General features: G+C 43.3%; 10 protein-coding genes and 2 tRNA genes. 8 read left to right on the plus strand and 4 right to left on the minus strand.

All coding sequences use genetic code 11. The features are described 5' to 3' along the window. Positions 1-284 precede the first annotated feature (284 nt). From DW862_RS24885 to feoB, 3 genes are all read right to left on the minus strand, one after another. Positions 285-356 (minus strand) — tRNA-Cys (locus tag DW862_RS24885). Between the two features lie 51 nt (positions 357-407). Beyond that, the gene (locus DW862_RS24890) at positions 408-623 is read right to left on the minus strand and encodes a hypothetical protein (protein WP_004312937.1); all 216 of its coding nucleotides are present in this window, start codon (positions 621-623) and stop codon (positions 408-410) included. Beyond that, a complete protein-coding gene (gene feoB / locus DW862_RS24895) occupies positions 620-3,106 on the minus strand; it encodes a ferrous iron transport protein B (RefSeq protein ID WP_087323664.1) in 2,487 nt (828 codons plus the stop codon). The genes DW862_RS24890 and feoB overlap by 4 nt, the downstream gene beginning before the upstream one ends. Positions 3,107-3,251: 145 nt before the next feature. On the opposite strand from feoB, the gene tilS reads away from it, so the two are divergent. Continuing rightward, positions 3,252-4,532 (plus strand): tRNA lysidine(34) synthetase TilS, encoded by a 1,281-nt coding sequence (tilS, locus tag DW862_RS24900; RefSeq protein ID WP_008025826.1) that lies wholly within the window; start codon positions 3,252-3,254, stop codon positions 4,530-4,532. Here the strand turns inward: tilS and DW862_RS24905 are convergent. Beyond that, a complete protein-coding gene (locus DW862_RS24905) occupies positions 4,517-5,353 on the minus strand; it encodes a 4Fe-4S binding protein (RefSeq protein ID WP_004312931.1) in 837 nt (278 codons plus the stop codon). The genes tilS and DW862_RS24905 overlap by 16 nt on opposite strands. Positions 5,354-5,589: 236 nt before the next feature. Between DW862_RS24905 and rho the strand changes: the two genes are divergently transcribed. From rho to DW862_RS24940, 7 genes are all read left to right on the plus strand, one after another. Next, positions 5,590-7,848, plus strand: coding sequence for a transcription termination factor Rho (gene rho / locus DW862_RS24910; RefSeq protein WP_015532994.1), 2,259 nt, complete (start codon positions 5,590-5,592; stop codon positions 7,846-7,848). Positions 7,849-8,134: 286 nt separating this feature from the next. Further along, positions 8,135-9,601: a sulfatase gene (locus tag DW862_RS24915; protein ID WP_165861976.1), complete on the plus strand. Its 1,467-nt coding sequence runs from the start codon at positions 8,135-8,137 to the stop codon at positions 9,599-9,601. Between the two features lie 273 nt (positions 9,602-9,874). Beyond that, positions 9,875-11,197, plus strand: a complete 1,323-nt coding sequence (locus DW862_RS24920) for an MATE family efflux transporter (RefSeq protein WP_117683716.1) — start codon at positions 9,875-9,877, stop codon at positions 11,195-11,197. 104 nt (positions 11,198-11,301) lie between these two features. Continuing rightward, the gene (ffh, locus tag DW862_RS24925; RefSeq protein WP_004312925.1) at positions 11,302-12,624 is read left to right on the plus strand and encodes a signal recognition particle protein; all 1,323 of its coding nucleotides are present in this window, start codon (positions 11,302-11,304) and stop codon (positions 12,622-12,624) included. A 206-nt stretch (positions 12,625-12,830) separates the two neighbouring features. Next, positions 12,831-13,712: a bifunctional methylenetetrahydrofolate dehydrogenase/methenyltetrahydrofolate cyclohydrolase FolD gene (gene folD, locus DW862_RS24930; RefSeq protein WP_004312924.1), complete on the plus strand. Its 882-nt coding sequence runs from the start codon at positions 12,831-12,833 to the stop codon at positions 13,710-13,712. After that, positions 13,709-14,884, plus strand: a complete 1,176-nt coding sequence (locus DW862_RS24935; protein ID WP_008017588.1) for a CapA family protein — start codon at positions 13,709-13,711, stop codon at positions 14,882-14,884. The genes folD and DW862_RS24935 overlap by 4 nt, the downstream gene beginning before the upstream one ends. A gap of 45 nt (positions 14,885-14,929) precedes the next feature. Next, positions 14,930-15,006 (plus strand) — tRNA-His (locus tag DW862_RS24940). Positions 15,007-15,137: the final 131 nt, after the last annotated feature.

Here is a 15,137-nt window from a genome sequence, read left to right on the forward strand (position 1 = left end):
ATGATGCAAAAATAAGAATTTTAACGCAATCCCCCAAGGTTTCAGACTGAGCCGTTTTTCTTTTGGTTTATAACAAAAGTAACGCAGGAAAATCATAAAAAACTAGTGAATACTATAATTGTCGATAGGGAAAAGCCTAAAATAAAGAATTAAATACAGTGCCTATTATACCATACCATAATGCGGGAATATTCTCGAATTTTCAAGTGGTCCCCCGAAACGGTCTCCGTAAAAAATAAGCCCTTGAAAGTGCTTGACTTTCAAGGGCTTCAAAGTGATAGTTGAGGTTCCTGGCGGATTCGAACCGCCGTACACGGTTTTGCAGACCGCTGACTAAGCCACTCATCCAAGGAACCATTATTTCTCGTTTGCGGTTGCAAAGGTAGTACAAATTTTGAAACTACCAACTATCCGCAGCAATTTTTCTTTGTACTTTTTTTCTTTACATCACACTCTCTGCGTTTCTTCTCCATCATATCCTTTAGTTCACAGCCACTTACGCAGCTGTCACAAGGATTCTGATTTTCCCGCGTACGACGAAAAAAAAGAAATATTCCATATACAACACGGGCAATGCAGAGCACAACGAGTACTCCGACTACCCACTCTTGCCAATTATTCATACAAACAATCCTCCAATCTGATAAACAGCAAATGATACAAGCCAAGCTAATGCCGTTGTATAGCAGGCAGCAAAAAGCGCCCATTTCCAACTACCCGATTCCTGTTTGATAGCCGCCAACGCCGCAATACACGGGAAGTAAATCAATACAAACAGCATATAACAAAAAGCGACCAATGGAGTAATCGGAATACGTTCTGCCAAACTCACCGAGTCAGCATCCGGATCATCTGCATACAAAACGCCTAACGTACTTACCACCAATTCTTTCGCCCCTACACCGGAAAGCAAGCCAATACCTAATTTCCAATCAAATCCCAATGGCTTTATTACCGGCTCTATTCCGCGCCCCAACTGACCGATATAAGAATTTTCCTGCTGTTCGGCAACCGTTTCATAAGCATCATGATTCGGATAATATCCCAGAAACCAGATAATAATAGAAGCAATCATAATAATTCCGCCCATCTTTTTCAGATACTGCGCTCCCTTTTCCCATGTATGACGGAAGATAGACTTCGCTGTCGGCATTCGGTAAGGAGGAAGCTCCATCACAAACGGCGTATCATCACCCTTTATCAGAAACTTGCTAAACAAGCGAGCCATTACCACAGCCAGCACAATACCAATCACATAGATACTTAACAGCACCAAACTTGCATTGTTCGGGAAGAAAGCACCCACCAACAATAAATAAATCGGCAGACGCGCACTACAAGACATCAATGGATTCACCAACATGGTAATGAGACGACTCTTCCGGTTCTCAATAGTACGGGACGCTATAATCGCAGGCACATTACATCCGAATCCCATAATCAGAGGAATAAACGACTTTCCGTGCAACCCCATTTTATGCATGATCTTATCCATGATAAAAGCCGCACGAGCCATATAACCAGAATCCTCCATGATAGAAATACAGAAATACAGAATCAGGATATTCGGTAAGAAAACAATGACAGCTCCTACCCCACCGATAATTCCATCAATCAGCAGATCTTTAAATGGACCTTCCGACATATTATTGCGCAGCAATTCACCAAGCTGCTCTACCATCCATTCAATTCCCATCATCGGATATTCGCCAATGACAAATGTACCTTCAAACATCAGATACATAAAAAGAAAGAAAATAGGAAATCCCCAGACACGATGAGTTACAATCGAATCCAGTACCTTTGTTGTCTGCGCCTGTTCCAGATGATTATCCGTGAACGTTTCTTTCAACGCACCACTGATAAATCCATATTTAGCATCAGTAATAGCCGATTCACAATCCTCATTCATTGTCTCCTGAACACGCTTCGACATCTTGTCGCGGACATGGAAAATTTCATCCGCATTCGGCAATGTGCGTACAATACGCTCAATGTCAGGATCATTCTCCAACAATTTAATGGAGAGGAAACGGGTAGAATATTTATGCCGGATAAACTCGTTCTTGGACACTTCACTTTTTACAGCCTCAATCGCTTTTTCTATATCAGGACCGTGATTTATATGAATATGCCGGAAGACACGCCCCGTCTTTTTATGTTCACGCACATAATCTTCCAGATGCTCTTCCTCATGGTTCTTACGGTCTTCCAAAGAGTCATGCCATTCAGTCAAGTCTTTGAGAACTTCCGGATTCATGTTTCCCTGTTTATCGAAGAAGTCTACTCCTTCATACAGATTGATAACTACATGAAACAACGTATCCAATCCACGATTTTTCTTACTGGCAGTAGGCAGCATCGGCACCCCGAACAACTTGCTCAACAAATGGTAATCCAATGTATTTCCACTGGCTTCCAATTCATCATAGATATTCAGAGCCACTACCATGCGGACATTCATGTCTATCAATTGAGTAGTCAGATATAAGTTTCGCTCCAGATTAGAAGAATCGACGACATTAATAATCACGTCAGGAGTTTCATCGATAATATGATGGCGAACATAGATTTCTTCCGGCGTATAAGCAGATAAAGAATAAGTTCCCGGCAGATCGACAATACGGAAATGATAACCTTCGAAGTCAAAATAACCTTCTTTGGCATCCACGGTCACACCGCTGTAATTGCCTACATGCTCATGAGCACCGGACGCAAGATTAAACAAAGAAGTCTTGCCACTGTTCGGATTTCCGACCAAGGCAACATTGATGGTGCGACGTTTACCTAACGCCAACCGTTTCATATCTTCTTCTTTTACTGAAAGGTCTTCGGGTAATCCTTCATGATAAACAGTCTTTTCAGCCAGTTCTTTTGCCTCCTCCTCGCTGATTACTTCGATCATTTCAGCTTCCTGACGACGAAGAGATATTTCATAACCTAAGACTTTATATTTTATGGGATCTTTTAGGGGAGCGTTCAACAGCACTTCAACCGTTTTACCTTTAATGAAGCCCATCTCCACAATACGTTTACGAAAACCACCGTGCCCCAATACCTTTACAATAACACCTTTTTCTCCTGTTTTTAATTCGGACAAACGCATAACTCTCAAAATTTTCGGCAAAGATAATTCATAACTTCGGAGCACGCAAATTATTTAGAATGTTTTTAAATAGCAGTCATTTTCCTCCTCCAAAAGATTTAGGAAAAATAAAAAAACTTATTGATAAACTCGTATCTTTGCAGATATGATACAACAACGCGTTACAAAATATATAGAAAAAGAACATTTGTTCTCACTGGATGCCAAAGTCCTGATTGCATTGAGTGGCGGTGCCGACTCGGTGGCGCTGCTATGTATTCTGCACACAGCAGGTTATCATTGCGAAGCCGCACACTGTAATTTCCACCTGCGAGGCGAAGAATCAGACCGGGATGAACTGTTTGTCCGCCAACTTTGCAAAAGAACCGGAATCCATTTGCATACAATTGATTTTAACACGACACAATACGCAAAGAAAAAACAGATTTCGATTGAAATGGCTGCACGGGAATTACGCTATGACTGGTTCGAGAAAACGAGAAAAGAATGCCAGGCAGATGTGATCGCCGTAGCACATCATCAGGATGATAGCGTAGAAACCATACTACTCAATCTGATTCGAGGTACAGGAATTACCGGTTTATTAGGAATCCGCCCCCGCAACGGAGCAATCGTGCGGCCTCTGCTTTGCGTCAATCGGGAAGATATCATTCATTATCTGGAGAGCATCGGACAAGATTATGTAACAGACAGTACCAATCTGGAAGACGAATATACCCGTAACAAAATCCGACTCAATCTCCTTCCTCTTATGCAAGAAATCAATCCGTCAGTCAAAAAGAATCTGATAGACACGAGCAATTATCTGAATGATGTAGCTACCATATATAATAAATGCATAGAGGAAACCAAAAATAATATTGTAACGACAGAAGGTATCCGAATCAGTGATTTAGTAAAGGAACCGGCACCCGAAGCTATTCTATTCGAAATCTTGCATCCTCTAGGCTTCAATTCTGCACAAATCAAAGATATTGCCTTTTCGCTTCACAGCCAACCGGGCAAACAATTTTGCAGTAAAAAATGGAGAGTGATAAAAGATAGAGAATTCTTATTAATAGAAGCTATTGAATCGGGAAATGAAATTCTTCCTCCTTTTCAAATCATCAAAGAAGAAAAAGAATACACCCCTGATTTCCTAATTCCACGCGACAAAGGAATAGCCTGTTTTGATGCCGACAAACTGAATGGAGATATTCATTACCGGAAATGGCAGACAGGAGACACTTTTATTCCTTTCGGAATGAAAGGAAAGAAAAAAATAAGCGATTATCTGACCGACCGCAAATTTTCTATCAGTCAAAAAGAACGCCAGTGGGTACTCTGCTGTGGAGAACACATTGCGTGGCTGATAGGCGAACGAACAGACAACCGCTTTCGTATTGATGAAACGACTAAGCGTGTCGTAATCTACAAAATAGTTTGAGGCAATTTCTGTTTCTTGAAGCAATCTGACAACAAAGCCGCAAAAGGAGTATCATACACCCGTGCTTTCTTAACGCAGGCTTTTACACAGGCACAACACTTGATACATTTAGCTTCATCTGTATGCAGCTCATCCCCTTTCGTTATAGCCCCTGCCGGACAACGGACCACACACAACCCACAATGGGTACACAAATTCTCATCCTCCACCCAAGGAGTGCGGGGAAGCGGTGTTCCACTTTTACGTAACTTGATAACTTTCCTCAAAAAGCGAAACAAAGGAAAAAATGGCTGGCTCGGACGTTTAATAGCACGTACGTCTACCGGATAAAGGGTATCCATGCTATCAGCAGCCTGTATTTTTTCCATGATTTTCTTCCCAAATTCCGTAGCAAAGGCTAAATCCGACTCATCGGGACGTCCCACCGCAATCGGATGTTTATCAGTACTATATGAATGTTCTCCAATAAAAGTTGCCCCGGCAATCACTTTCAATCCATGAGGAATAGCAAAAGCATCCAGTTCCATTAAAGCTTTTTCATAAGCACGGTTTCCATACACCACCACCAAAACGGTCGGAGTATCCACTCCCCGGATGTACTGCAAACGCTCCATTGCCAGAGGAGCGACATGACCTCCATACACAGGCACTACAATAATGGCCAAAGCAGATGCAGGAATCACGATTTCATCTGCAATTTGCTGCGTTACATTAATAGGAAGGATATTTTTTATGCCCGTACCGTGAACAATCGCTTCCGCAACTTGTTTAGATGTGTGTGTAGGCGAAAAATAAATTAAATGAGCTTCATTTACTGTCATACCATTTTCTTTTATGTAGCAAAGATACACTTTTACGTGGAAAAAAATGTTTGATTGTTCATGAAACCAAAAAAAATTATTATCTTTGCCCCGTTGAAACATTCTACGATTCAACATATACATCCCTAATTCAGAATAAAAAACAAAACGTATGCTTGCATATCTGTAGCCATAAGCTGTAGTAATGCTGTCCGTAATTCAGCAAAAAAAGAAATATTAATAACTTACCATACTATATGTATAACATTATCCAATTAAACGACAAAAATCTGTCGGAACTTCAAGTTATTGCCAAAGAGTTAGGCATAAAAAAAGCAGACTCATACAAAAAAGAAGACCTTGTTTATAAGATACTCGATGAACAGGCTATTGTAGGAGCTACTAAGAAAGTTGCCGCAGATAAGCTCAAAGAAGAACGCAAAAATGAAGAACAAAAGAAAAAGCGTTCACGGGTAGCTCCTACCAAAAAAGAAGACAAGGTAGTTTCCACACCAAAGAGTGGAGAGGTTAATAAAACAAAAGAAGCCACTCCTGTAAAAGCACCACAACCTTCCAAGAAAGAAGAAAGTACAAACAAAGAAAAAGAAGCTCCTGTTGTAGAAGCTAAAGCAGAAAACGCTACTACTGCTCCCAAGCGTAAAGTGGGCCGTCCACGCAAGAGCGCTGATGCAGAAGAGAAAAAAGAAGTAGAAAATGTAACACCGGCTGCTCCCAAAGTGGTGGAAACTAAGCCTGTTGTTGCAGAGAAAACTACTGAAACAAAAGAAAAAGCTGCTCCAGCACAACAGCCGACTGCTGAAAAGAAAGCAAAAAGCAAACCGGCTGCAGAAACAAATAAACCAGCCGCAGAGCCAAACAAGCCTGTTGCAGAGAAAAAAGTTATAGATAAACCACAAAAGAAAGCCGCACCCGTTATCGACGAGGAAAGCAATATCTTATCCAGCGTTGACGATGATGATTTTATTCCAATCGAAGATCTGCCTTCTGAAAAAATAGAGCTTCCTACCGAACTCTTCGGCAAATTCGAGGCAACTAAAACAGAACCTGTGCAAACAGCACCTGAACAGCCATCTCATCCTCAACAGCAACAACAATCTCAACAGCAGCAAGCACAGCAGCAACGCCCGCGTATTGTTCGTCCACGCGACAATAACAACGGTAATAACAATGTGAACAATAATAGCAATAACGCTAATAACAACAATAATAATTTCCAACGTAATAACAATAATCAAAATCAGGTTCAGAATCAGAACCAACAACGCTTACCGATGCCACGTGCCACTCAGCAAAACCATGCGAACGAGAATCTTCCGGCACAACAGCAACAACAGCAGGAGCGCAAGGTTATTGAACGCGAAAAGCCTTACGAATTCGATGATATTCTCAACGGAGTAGGCGTTCTGGAAATCATGCAGGATGGATACGGATTCCTCCGTTCTTCCGATTACAACTACCTTTCTTCTCCGGACGACATTTATGTATCACAATCTCAAATCAAACTCTTTGGTTTGAAAACCGGTGATGTAGTGGAAGGTGTTATCCGTCCACCCAAAGAAGGAGAAAAATATTTCCCGTTGGTAAAAGTGTCGAAAATTAACGGACGTGACGCAGCTTTCGTTCGCGACCGTGTTCCTTTCGAACATCTGACACCTCTTTTCCCGGATGAAAAGTTCAAACTTTGCAAAGGCGGTTATTCAGACTCCATGTCTGCACGCGTTGTTGACCTTTTCGCTCCTATCGGTAAAGGACAACGTGCCTTGATCGTTGCCCAGCCAAAGACAGGTAAGACTATCTTAATGAAAGATATCGCTAACGCTATTGCAGCCAATCACCCGGAAGTTTACATGATTATGCTGCTGATTGACGAACGTCCGGAAGAAGTAACCGATATGGCACGCAGCGTTAATGCAGAAGTTATCGCTTCTACTTTCGACGAACCGGCAGAACGTCACGTAAAAATTGCAGGTATCGTATTGGAAAAGGCAAAACGTTTGGTAGAATGTGGTCACGACGTAGTGATCTTCCTTGATTCTATCACCCGTCTGGCTCGTGCATACAATACAGTATCTCCTGCATCCGGTAAAGTTCTTTCCGGTGGTGTGGATGCAAATGCACTTCACAAACCTAAACGTTTCTTCGGTGCTGCCCGTAATATTGAAAACGGCGGCTCGTTGACCATCATCGCTACCGCATTGATCGATACCGGTTCTAAAATGGACGAAGTTATCTTCGAAGAATTTAAGGGTACCGGCAACATGGAGCTGCAGCTCGACCGCAACCTGTCCAACAAACGTATCTTCCCGGCAGTCAACATTACTGCATCCAGCACTCGTCGCGACGACCTGTTGCTTGATAAGACAACTCTTGACCGCATGTGGATATTACGTAAATATCTTGCAGACATGAATCCGATCGAAGCAATGGACTTCGTTAAAGACCGTTTGGAAAAGACCAGAGATAACGATGAATTCCTGATGAGCATGAACAGCTAATTAGCGGTAAACGATAAATGATGAACGGTGAACAAACTGCGTCCTGATAATTGCAGTTTGTTCACCGTTCTCTTTTTTAGCCACCCCGTTAATCAATAACCACTTGCCGTTCATCCTTCACAATCCAACGTTCATCAGCAATAGTTCTCCCTAATAATCCATCACACATTACATTTTTGTACAAAATACTTTCACTTGCGTCCAAAACCACTACTTCACCCTTTTTTGCGTTTCCTTTTTTCCTACTTTTGTTTCAAAATCAACTATTACTTAATTCTAACCAGTAATGAAAACTATTTATCCATTCATGGGATTAGCCCTATGCGGTGTAGCAGCCCAAGCTCAAGAAAAGCCCAATTTCCTGATTATCCAGTGCGACCATTTGACACAACGCGTCGTGGGAGCTTACGGGCAAACACAAGGCTGCACCCTCCCTATTGACGAAGTCGCTTCACGAGGAGTTATCTTCTCCAATGCTTATGTAGGCTGCCCTCTCAGCCAACCTTCACGCGCAGCTTTATGGAGCGGCATGACACCTCATCAAACGAATGTGCGTTCAAACTCCAGCGAACCTATCAACACACGTATTCCCGAAAATGTACCTACATTAGGAAGCCTTTTCTCTGAAAACGGTTACGAAGCCGTACACTTCGGAAAAACACACGACATGGGCTCCCTAAGAGGATTCAAACACAAAGAACCGGTAGCCAAACCATTCACTGATCCGGAGTTCCCGGTCAATAACGACAGCTTCCTGGACGTAGGAACCTGCGAAGACGCTGTTGCTTATTTAAGCAACCCTCCCAAAGAACCCTTCATCTGTATTGCCGATTTTCAGAACCCTCACAACATTTGCGGATTCGTAGGAGCAAATGAAGGAGTACATACCGACCGCCCCATCAGCGGAACTCTTCCTGAACTACCAGCCAACTTCGACGTGAAAGACTGGAACAATATCCCCAAACCGGTGCAATACATCTGTTGCAGCCATCGCCGCATGACCCAGGCCTCTCATTGGAATGAAGAGAATTACCGTCATTACATTGCCGCTTTCCAACACTATACTAAAATGGTGTCCAAGCAAGTAGACAGTGTATTAAAAGCTCTTTACTCCACTCCTGCCGGAAGAAACACCATCGTTGTTATCATGGCCGATCATGGCGACGGAATGGCTTCACACCGTATGGTGACCAAGCATATCAGTTTCTATGATGAAATGACAAACGTTCCGTTTATCTTTGCAGGTCCCGGCATCAAACAACAGAAAAAACCGGTAGATCAACTATTGACACAGCCTACGCTGGATCTTTTGCCTACTCTTTGTGATTTGGCAGGAATTTCCGTTCCGGTCGAAAAACAGGGAATCAGTCTCGCACCTACATTAAAAGGAGAGAAACAGAAAAAAACTCACCCTTATGTAGTTTCCGAATGGCACAGCGAATATGAATATGTCGTTACCCCCGGACGTATGGTACGCGGACCGAGATACAAATACACGCACTATCTGGAAGGCAACGGAGAAGAACTATATGATATGAAAAAAGATCCGGGAGAACGTAAGAATCTCGCCAAAGATCCGAAATACAGTAAAGTTCTGGCAGAACACCGTGCCATGCTTGATGATTACATCACCCGCACAAAAGATGACTACCGAAGCTTGAAAGTAGATGCTGATCCACGATGCAGAAACCATACTCCCGGCTACCCTAACCACGAAGGTCCTGGAGTTCGAGAAATACTCAAAAGAAAATAAATAATAAAAAAGAGTGAAGACGACACAGAAATCTTCACTCTTTTTAGTTCTTTCGCTGGCAAACTTACAAGCAAGCAGCGCACTAGTATAGCCCAAGAACACCGGCAAACACGAATCATCCGGTTCATATTAAGCCGTAAGGGAGACATGCTTCATTCCGAATCAACTAACGATAAAACTCCCGAAGGTCCGGAAATAGTTTTCATCTACCCCATCGCTTTCGAATCGAAATAAAGCACTATCTTTGCAAAGTGTAAACTTAAACGCTTAATTATGTATACCAACAAACAGATTTGGAGTGTCAGTTACCCGATACTACTAAGCTTGCTGGCACAAAATGTCATCAATGTCACCGACACAGCATTCCTCGGACACGTGAGCGAGGTAGCTCTTGGAGCATCGGCTATGGGCGGGTTATTTTATATATGTGTATTCACCATCGCATTCGGATTCAGTACCGGTTCGCAGATTGTCATAGCGCGACGCAATGGCGAAGGCCGCTATTCAGATGTCGGCCCTGTCATGATTCAGGGAGTCATGTTCCTGTTCGTGATGGCACTGCTGCTATTTGGATTCACCAAGGCATTCGGTGGAAACATCATGCGTTTGCTAGTTTCTTCAGAATCCATCTACGAAGGAACAATGGAGTTTCTGGACTGGCGTATTTACGGATTCTTTTTCTCTTTTATCAATGTCATGTTCCGGGCATTGTATATCGGCATTACACGCACTAAAGTGCTAACCATCAATGCCATTGTCATGGCATTAACCAATGTCATACTGGACTATGCATTAATCTTCGGAAAGTTCGGTTTGCCGGAAATGGGTATCAAAGGGGCTGCTATTGCTTCCGTACTGGCAGAAGCCTCCTCCATTCTCTTTTTCGTCATCTATACGTATGCCACGGTCGATTTAAAGAAATACGGTATGAACCGCCTGCGCACATTCGACCCAGCATTGCTGATGCGGATTCTTAGTATCTCCTGCTTCACCATGCTGCAATATTTCCTGTCGATGGCTACCTGGTTTGTTTTCTTCGTAGCCGTAGAACGGTTGGGACAACGGGAACTGGCGATTGCCAATATCGTCCGAAGTATTTATGTCGTATTGTTGATTCCGGTCAACGCACTGGCTACGACTACCAACAGTCTTGTCAGCAATGCTATTGGTGCAGGAGGCATCCAGCACGTGATGCCGCTCATTAATAAAATTGCGCGTTTCTCCTTTTTCATCATGCTGGGGTTAGTAGCGGTATCGGCACTGTTTCCGCAGTTCCTGCTCTCTATCTACACCAGTGAAGCCGCACTCATTACGGAGTCCGTACCTTCGGTATATGTAATTTGTTTTGCCATGCTTATCGCATCCGTAGCCAATGTAGTGTTCAACGGTATCTCCGGAACAGGAAATACACAGGCAGCCCTGTTGCTCGAAACGATTACAATTATCATCTACGGATCATACATCATTTTCATCGGAATGTGGCTGAAAGCACCGATCGAAATTTGCTTTACGATTGAGATTGTGTATTATAGCTTGCTGTTGATAACAAGTTATATTTATCTCAAAAAAGCAAAATGGCAGAATAAAAAGATATAAATACAAGAGATTTTTGTACATTTGCAAGCTCAAATAAAGAGTAGACGGAAAAGTCCCTCTTTCGCCCAAGTAAATTGTAATTAGTAATTCGTAATTAAATAACTATGTTCGATAATTTAAGTGAAAGACTAGAACGGTCATTCAAGATTCTGAAAGGTGAAGGCAAAATCACCGAAATCAACGTGGCGGAGACGCTGAAAGACGTACGTAAAGCACTTCTCGACGCCGACGTAAACTACAAGGTGGCAAAGAATTTCACGGATACAGTGAAAGAAAAAGCTCTTGGCCAGAACGTGCTTACGGCTGTGAAGCCAAGCCAGTTGATGGTGAAGATCGTACATGATGAACTTACACAGTTGATGGGGGGAGAGACAGCCGAGATCAATATCGACGCCCGTCCGGCAGTTATCCTGATGTCAGGTTTGCAGGGTTCGGGTAAGACCACCTTCTCTGGTAAGTTGGCACGGATGCTGAAAACCAAGAAAAACCGTAAGCCATTACTGGTGGCTTGTGACGTTTACCGTCCGGCAGCTATCGAACAGTTGCGCGTATTGGCAGAACAAATCGAAGTACCGATGTACTGCGAACTGGACAGCAAGAATCCGGTAGAAATCGCACAACACGCTATTCAGGAAGCTAAAGCCAAAGGATATGACCTCGTTATCGTCGATACAGCCGGACGTCTGGCAGTAGACGAACAGATGATGAACGAGATCGCCGCTATCAAAGAAGCAATCAACCCGAACGAAATTCTGTTCGTGGTAGACTCCATGACCGGTCAGGATGCTGTAAACACGGCTAAAGAATTCAACGAACGTCTGGACTTCAACGGTGTGGTACTGACCAAACTTGATGGTGATACCCGCGGTGGTGCGGCTCTTTCTATCCGTTCGGTAGTGAACAAACCGATCAAATTTGTTGGTACAGGTGAAAAGCTGGAAGCAATCGACCAATTCCACCCTGCCCGTATGGCCGACCGTATTCTCGGTATGGGTGACATCGTTTCATTGGTAGAACGTGCACAGGAACAATATGATGAAGAAGAGGCTAAACGTTTACAGAAGAAAATTGCCAAGAACCAATTCGACTTCAATGACTTCCTTAGCCAGATTGCACAAATCAAGAAAATGGGTAATCTGAAAGACCTTGCCTCCATGATTCCGGGAGTAGGAAAGGCAATCAAAGATATTGATATTGACGACAATGCTTTCAAAAGCATCGAAGCTATCATCTATTCCATGACTCCGGCAGAACGTTCCAACCCGGAAATACTGAACGGATCACGTCGTACACGTATCGCCAAAGGTAGCGGAACGACTATTCAGGAAGTAAACCGCCTGCTGAAACAGTTCGACCAGACTCGCAAAATGATGAAGATGGTAACTAGCAGCAAGATGGGTAAGATGATGCCTAAAATGAAAAGATAATCATTCAATAGATCCAAACTGATTATAACAAAAAAGAGGAAGTTTCGACTTCCTCTTTTTTGTATCCGGAAGCCTACGGTAGAAAGTAGTTTCTCCACTAACAAACTGATAATATACTGCTCATCTCCTGACAAAAATTCCAATCCTTTTGGAGAGTTCAGTTATTTATTTTACTTTTGCCCATCACCAATAAATACTCTGAAAATATGACTCTGATAGACGGAAAAGCCATTTCCGAACAAGTGAAACAAGAGATTGCAGCCGAAGTAGCCGAAATTGTGGCTCGTGGCGGAAAACGCCCGCATCTGGCGGCTATCCTTGTTGGACACGATGGTGGTAGCGAAACGTATGTAGCTGCCAAAGTAAAAGCCTGTGAAGTATGTGGATTCAAGTCCTCCCTCATCCGTTATGAAAGTGACGTGACCGAAGAAGAACTGCTTGCCAAAGTACGCGAACTGAATGAAGACGACGATGTAGACGGCTTTATCGTACAACTTCCCTTACCTAAACATATCTCCGAACAGAAAGTAATTGAAACGATTGATTACCGTAAAGATGTAGACGGCTTCCACCCGATCAATGTAGGCCGTATGTCCATCGGACTTCCGTGCTATGTATCCGCTACTCCCAACGGTATCCTCGAATTGTTGAAACGTTACGAAATAGAGACTTCCGGCAAAAAATGTGTTGTACTCGGACGTAGCAATATCGTCGGCAAACCGATGGCTGCCCTGATGATGCAGAAAGCCTATCCGGGCGATGCCACGGTGACGGTATGCCACAGCCGCAGCAAAGACCTGATAAAAGAATGTCAGGAAGCTGATATTATCATCGCTGCCCTGGGACAACCCAACTTTGTAAAAGCCGAAATGGTGAAAGAAGGTGCGGTAGTTATCGATGTAGGTACTACGCGTGTGCCGGATGCAACCAAGAAATCAGGCTTCAAACTGACTGGTGACGTGAAGTTTGACGAAGTTGCCCCAAAATGTTCCTTTATCACTCCCGTACCGGGCGGTGTTGGACCGATGACGATTGTATCGTTAATGAAAAATACACTCTTAGCTGGCAAGAAAGCCATTTATCAATGAAACATAGCTTGTTTCTGATGATTTTACTTCTCTCTTTGTCCTGCACCTCCCGGTCGCAGGCAAAGAGAGATTCTATCATCGATACCCTGTCGGACAGCCTTTCCGCAACCGACAGTATTTCCCCCACTGATACCCTACGACTCCTTTTCGTAGGTGACCTCATGCAGCATCAAGGACAAATCAACGCTGCACGAACCTCAACCGGCTATGATTACTCCACCTGTTTTACGTACGTTAAAGAAGAAATAGGGAGAGCCGATCTCGCTATCGCCAATCTGGAAGTTACGTTAGGAGGCAAACCCTACAAAGGTTATCCTGCTTTCAGCGCACCGGACGAATTTCTGACCGCAATTCATGACGCAGGTTTCAATGTTTTAGTGACTGCCAACAATCATAGTCTCGACCGTGGCAAATCCGGACTGGAGCGTACCATTCAACTTATCGACTCGTTGAAAATTCCACATGCAGGCACGTATATCAACACTGAAGAACGCGACAAGAAATATCCTCTTTTATTGGAAAAGAACGGGTTCCGCATCGCCCTGCTCAACTATACGTATGGCACAAACGGTATCCCCGTTACTCCTCCCAATATCGTGAACTATATTGATACAACAGTTATCGCCAAAGATATTGAAGAGAGCAAAGCAATGAAACCGGACGCAATCATAGCTTGTATGCATTGGGGAATCGAATACCAGTCGCTCCCGGACAAAGAGCAGAAATTCCTTGCTGACTGGCTGATTCAAAAAGGAGTAAATCATGTCATCGGCTCCCACCCTCACGTAGTTCAACCCATTGAAGTTCGCACAGACAGCGTGACGAACGACAAACATCTCGTAGTCTATTCACTGGGGAATTATATTTCCAATATGTCCGCCCGCCGCACCGATGGTGGACTGATGGTAAGAATGGAATTAGTAAAAGACAGCACAGTCCGTCTCAATAATTGCGAGTATAGTTTAGTCTGGACAGCCCGCCCCATTCAGTCCGGGAAAAAAAATCATCAATTACTCCCCGTCAACCTACCTGCTGATTCAATTCCTTTACAAGCACGTAACTCTCTGAAGATCTTCACAAATGATGCTCGAACCCTTTTCAACAAGCACAATCAGGGAATAAAAGAATATACTTTTTACAAAAAAAAAGTAGTGAAATCTTTTGGAGATTAAAAGATAATATCTATCTTTGCACCGCGTTAGAGAAACGCAGACATGGTGGCTGTAGTTCAGTTGGTTAGAGCGTCAGATTGTGGTTCTGAATGTCGTGGGTTCGAGTCCCATCTGCCACCCCAAAAGAAACCCTTGTAAGTTAAGTACTTATGAGGGTTTTCTTTTTGTTGGTAGAATATCATTCAAGTGCTAAAGTTTTTCCGGCTCACCCGATAATCATTGGGGGTATGCATAAATCTTAGCCAGTCTAAAG

This window comes from Bacteroides sp. AM37-9, from assembly GCF_003603455.1.
In the GTDB taxonomy this organism is placed as follows: Bacteria; Bacteroidota; Bacteroidia; order Bacteroidales; family Bacteroidaceae; genus Bacteroides; species Bacteroides xylanisolvens.

Excerpts from the sequence above, each read along its gene's own strand:
- ffh (WP_004312925.1), top strand. The coding sequence starts at position 11,302 with ATGTTCGATAATTTAAGTGAAAGACTAGAACGGTCATTCAAGATTCTG.
- tilS (WP_008025826.1), top strand. The coding sequence starts at position 3,252 with ATGATACAACAACGCGTTACAAAATATATAGAAAAAGAACATTTGTTC.
- DW862_RS24905 (WP_004312931.1), bottom strand. The coding sequence starts at position 5,353 with ATGACAGTAAATGAAGCTCATTTAATTTATTTTTCGCCTACACACACA.
- DW862_RS24935 (WP_008017588.1), top strand. The coding sequence starts at position 13,709 with ATGAAACATAGCTTGTTTCTGATGATTTTACTTCTCTCTTTGTCCTGC.
- folD (WP_004312924.1), top strand. The coding sequence starts at position 12,831 with ATGACTCTGATAGACGGAAAAGCCATTTCCGAACAAGTGAAACAAGAG.
- feoB (WP_087323664.1), bottom strand. The coding sequence starts at position 3,106 with ATGCGTTTGTCCGAATTAAAAACAGGAGAAAAAGGTGTTATTGTAAAG.
- DW862_RS24915 (WP_165861976.1), top strand. The coding sequence starts at position 8,135 with ATGAAAACTATTTATCCATTCATGGGATTAGCCCTATGCGGTGTAGCA.
- DW862_RS24890 (WP_004312937.1), bottom strand. The coding sequence starts at position 623 with ATGAATAATTGGCAAGAGTGGGTAGTCGGAGTACTCGTTGTGCTCTGC.
- DW862_RS24920 (WP_117683716.1), top strand. The coding sequence starts at position 9,875 with ATGTATACCAACAAACAGATTTGGAGTGTCAGTTACCCGATACTACTA.
- rho (WP_015532994.1), top strand. The coding sequence starts at position 5,590 with ATGTATAACATTATCCAATTAAACGACAAAAATCTGTCGGAACTTCAA.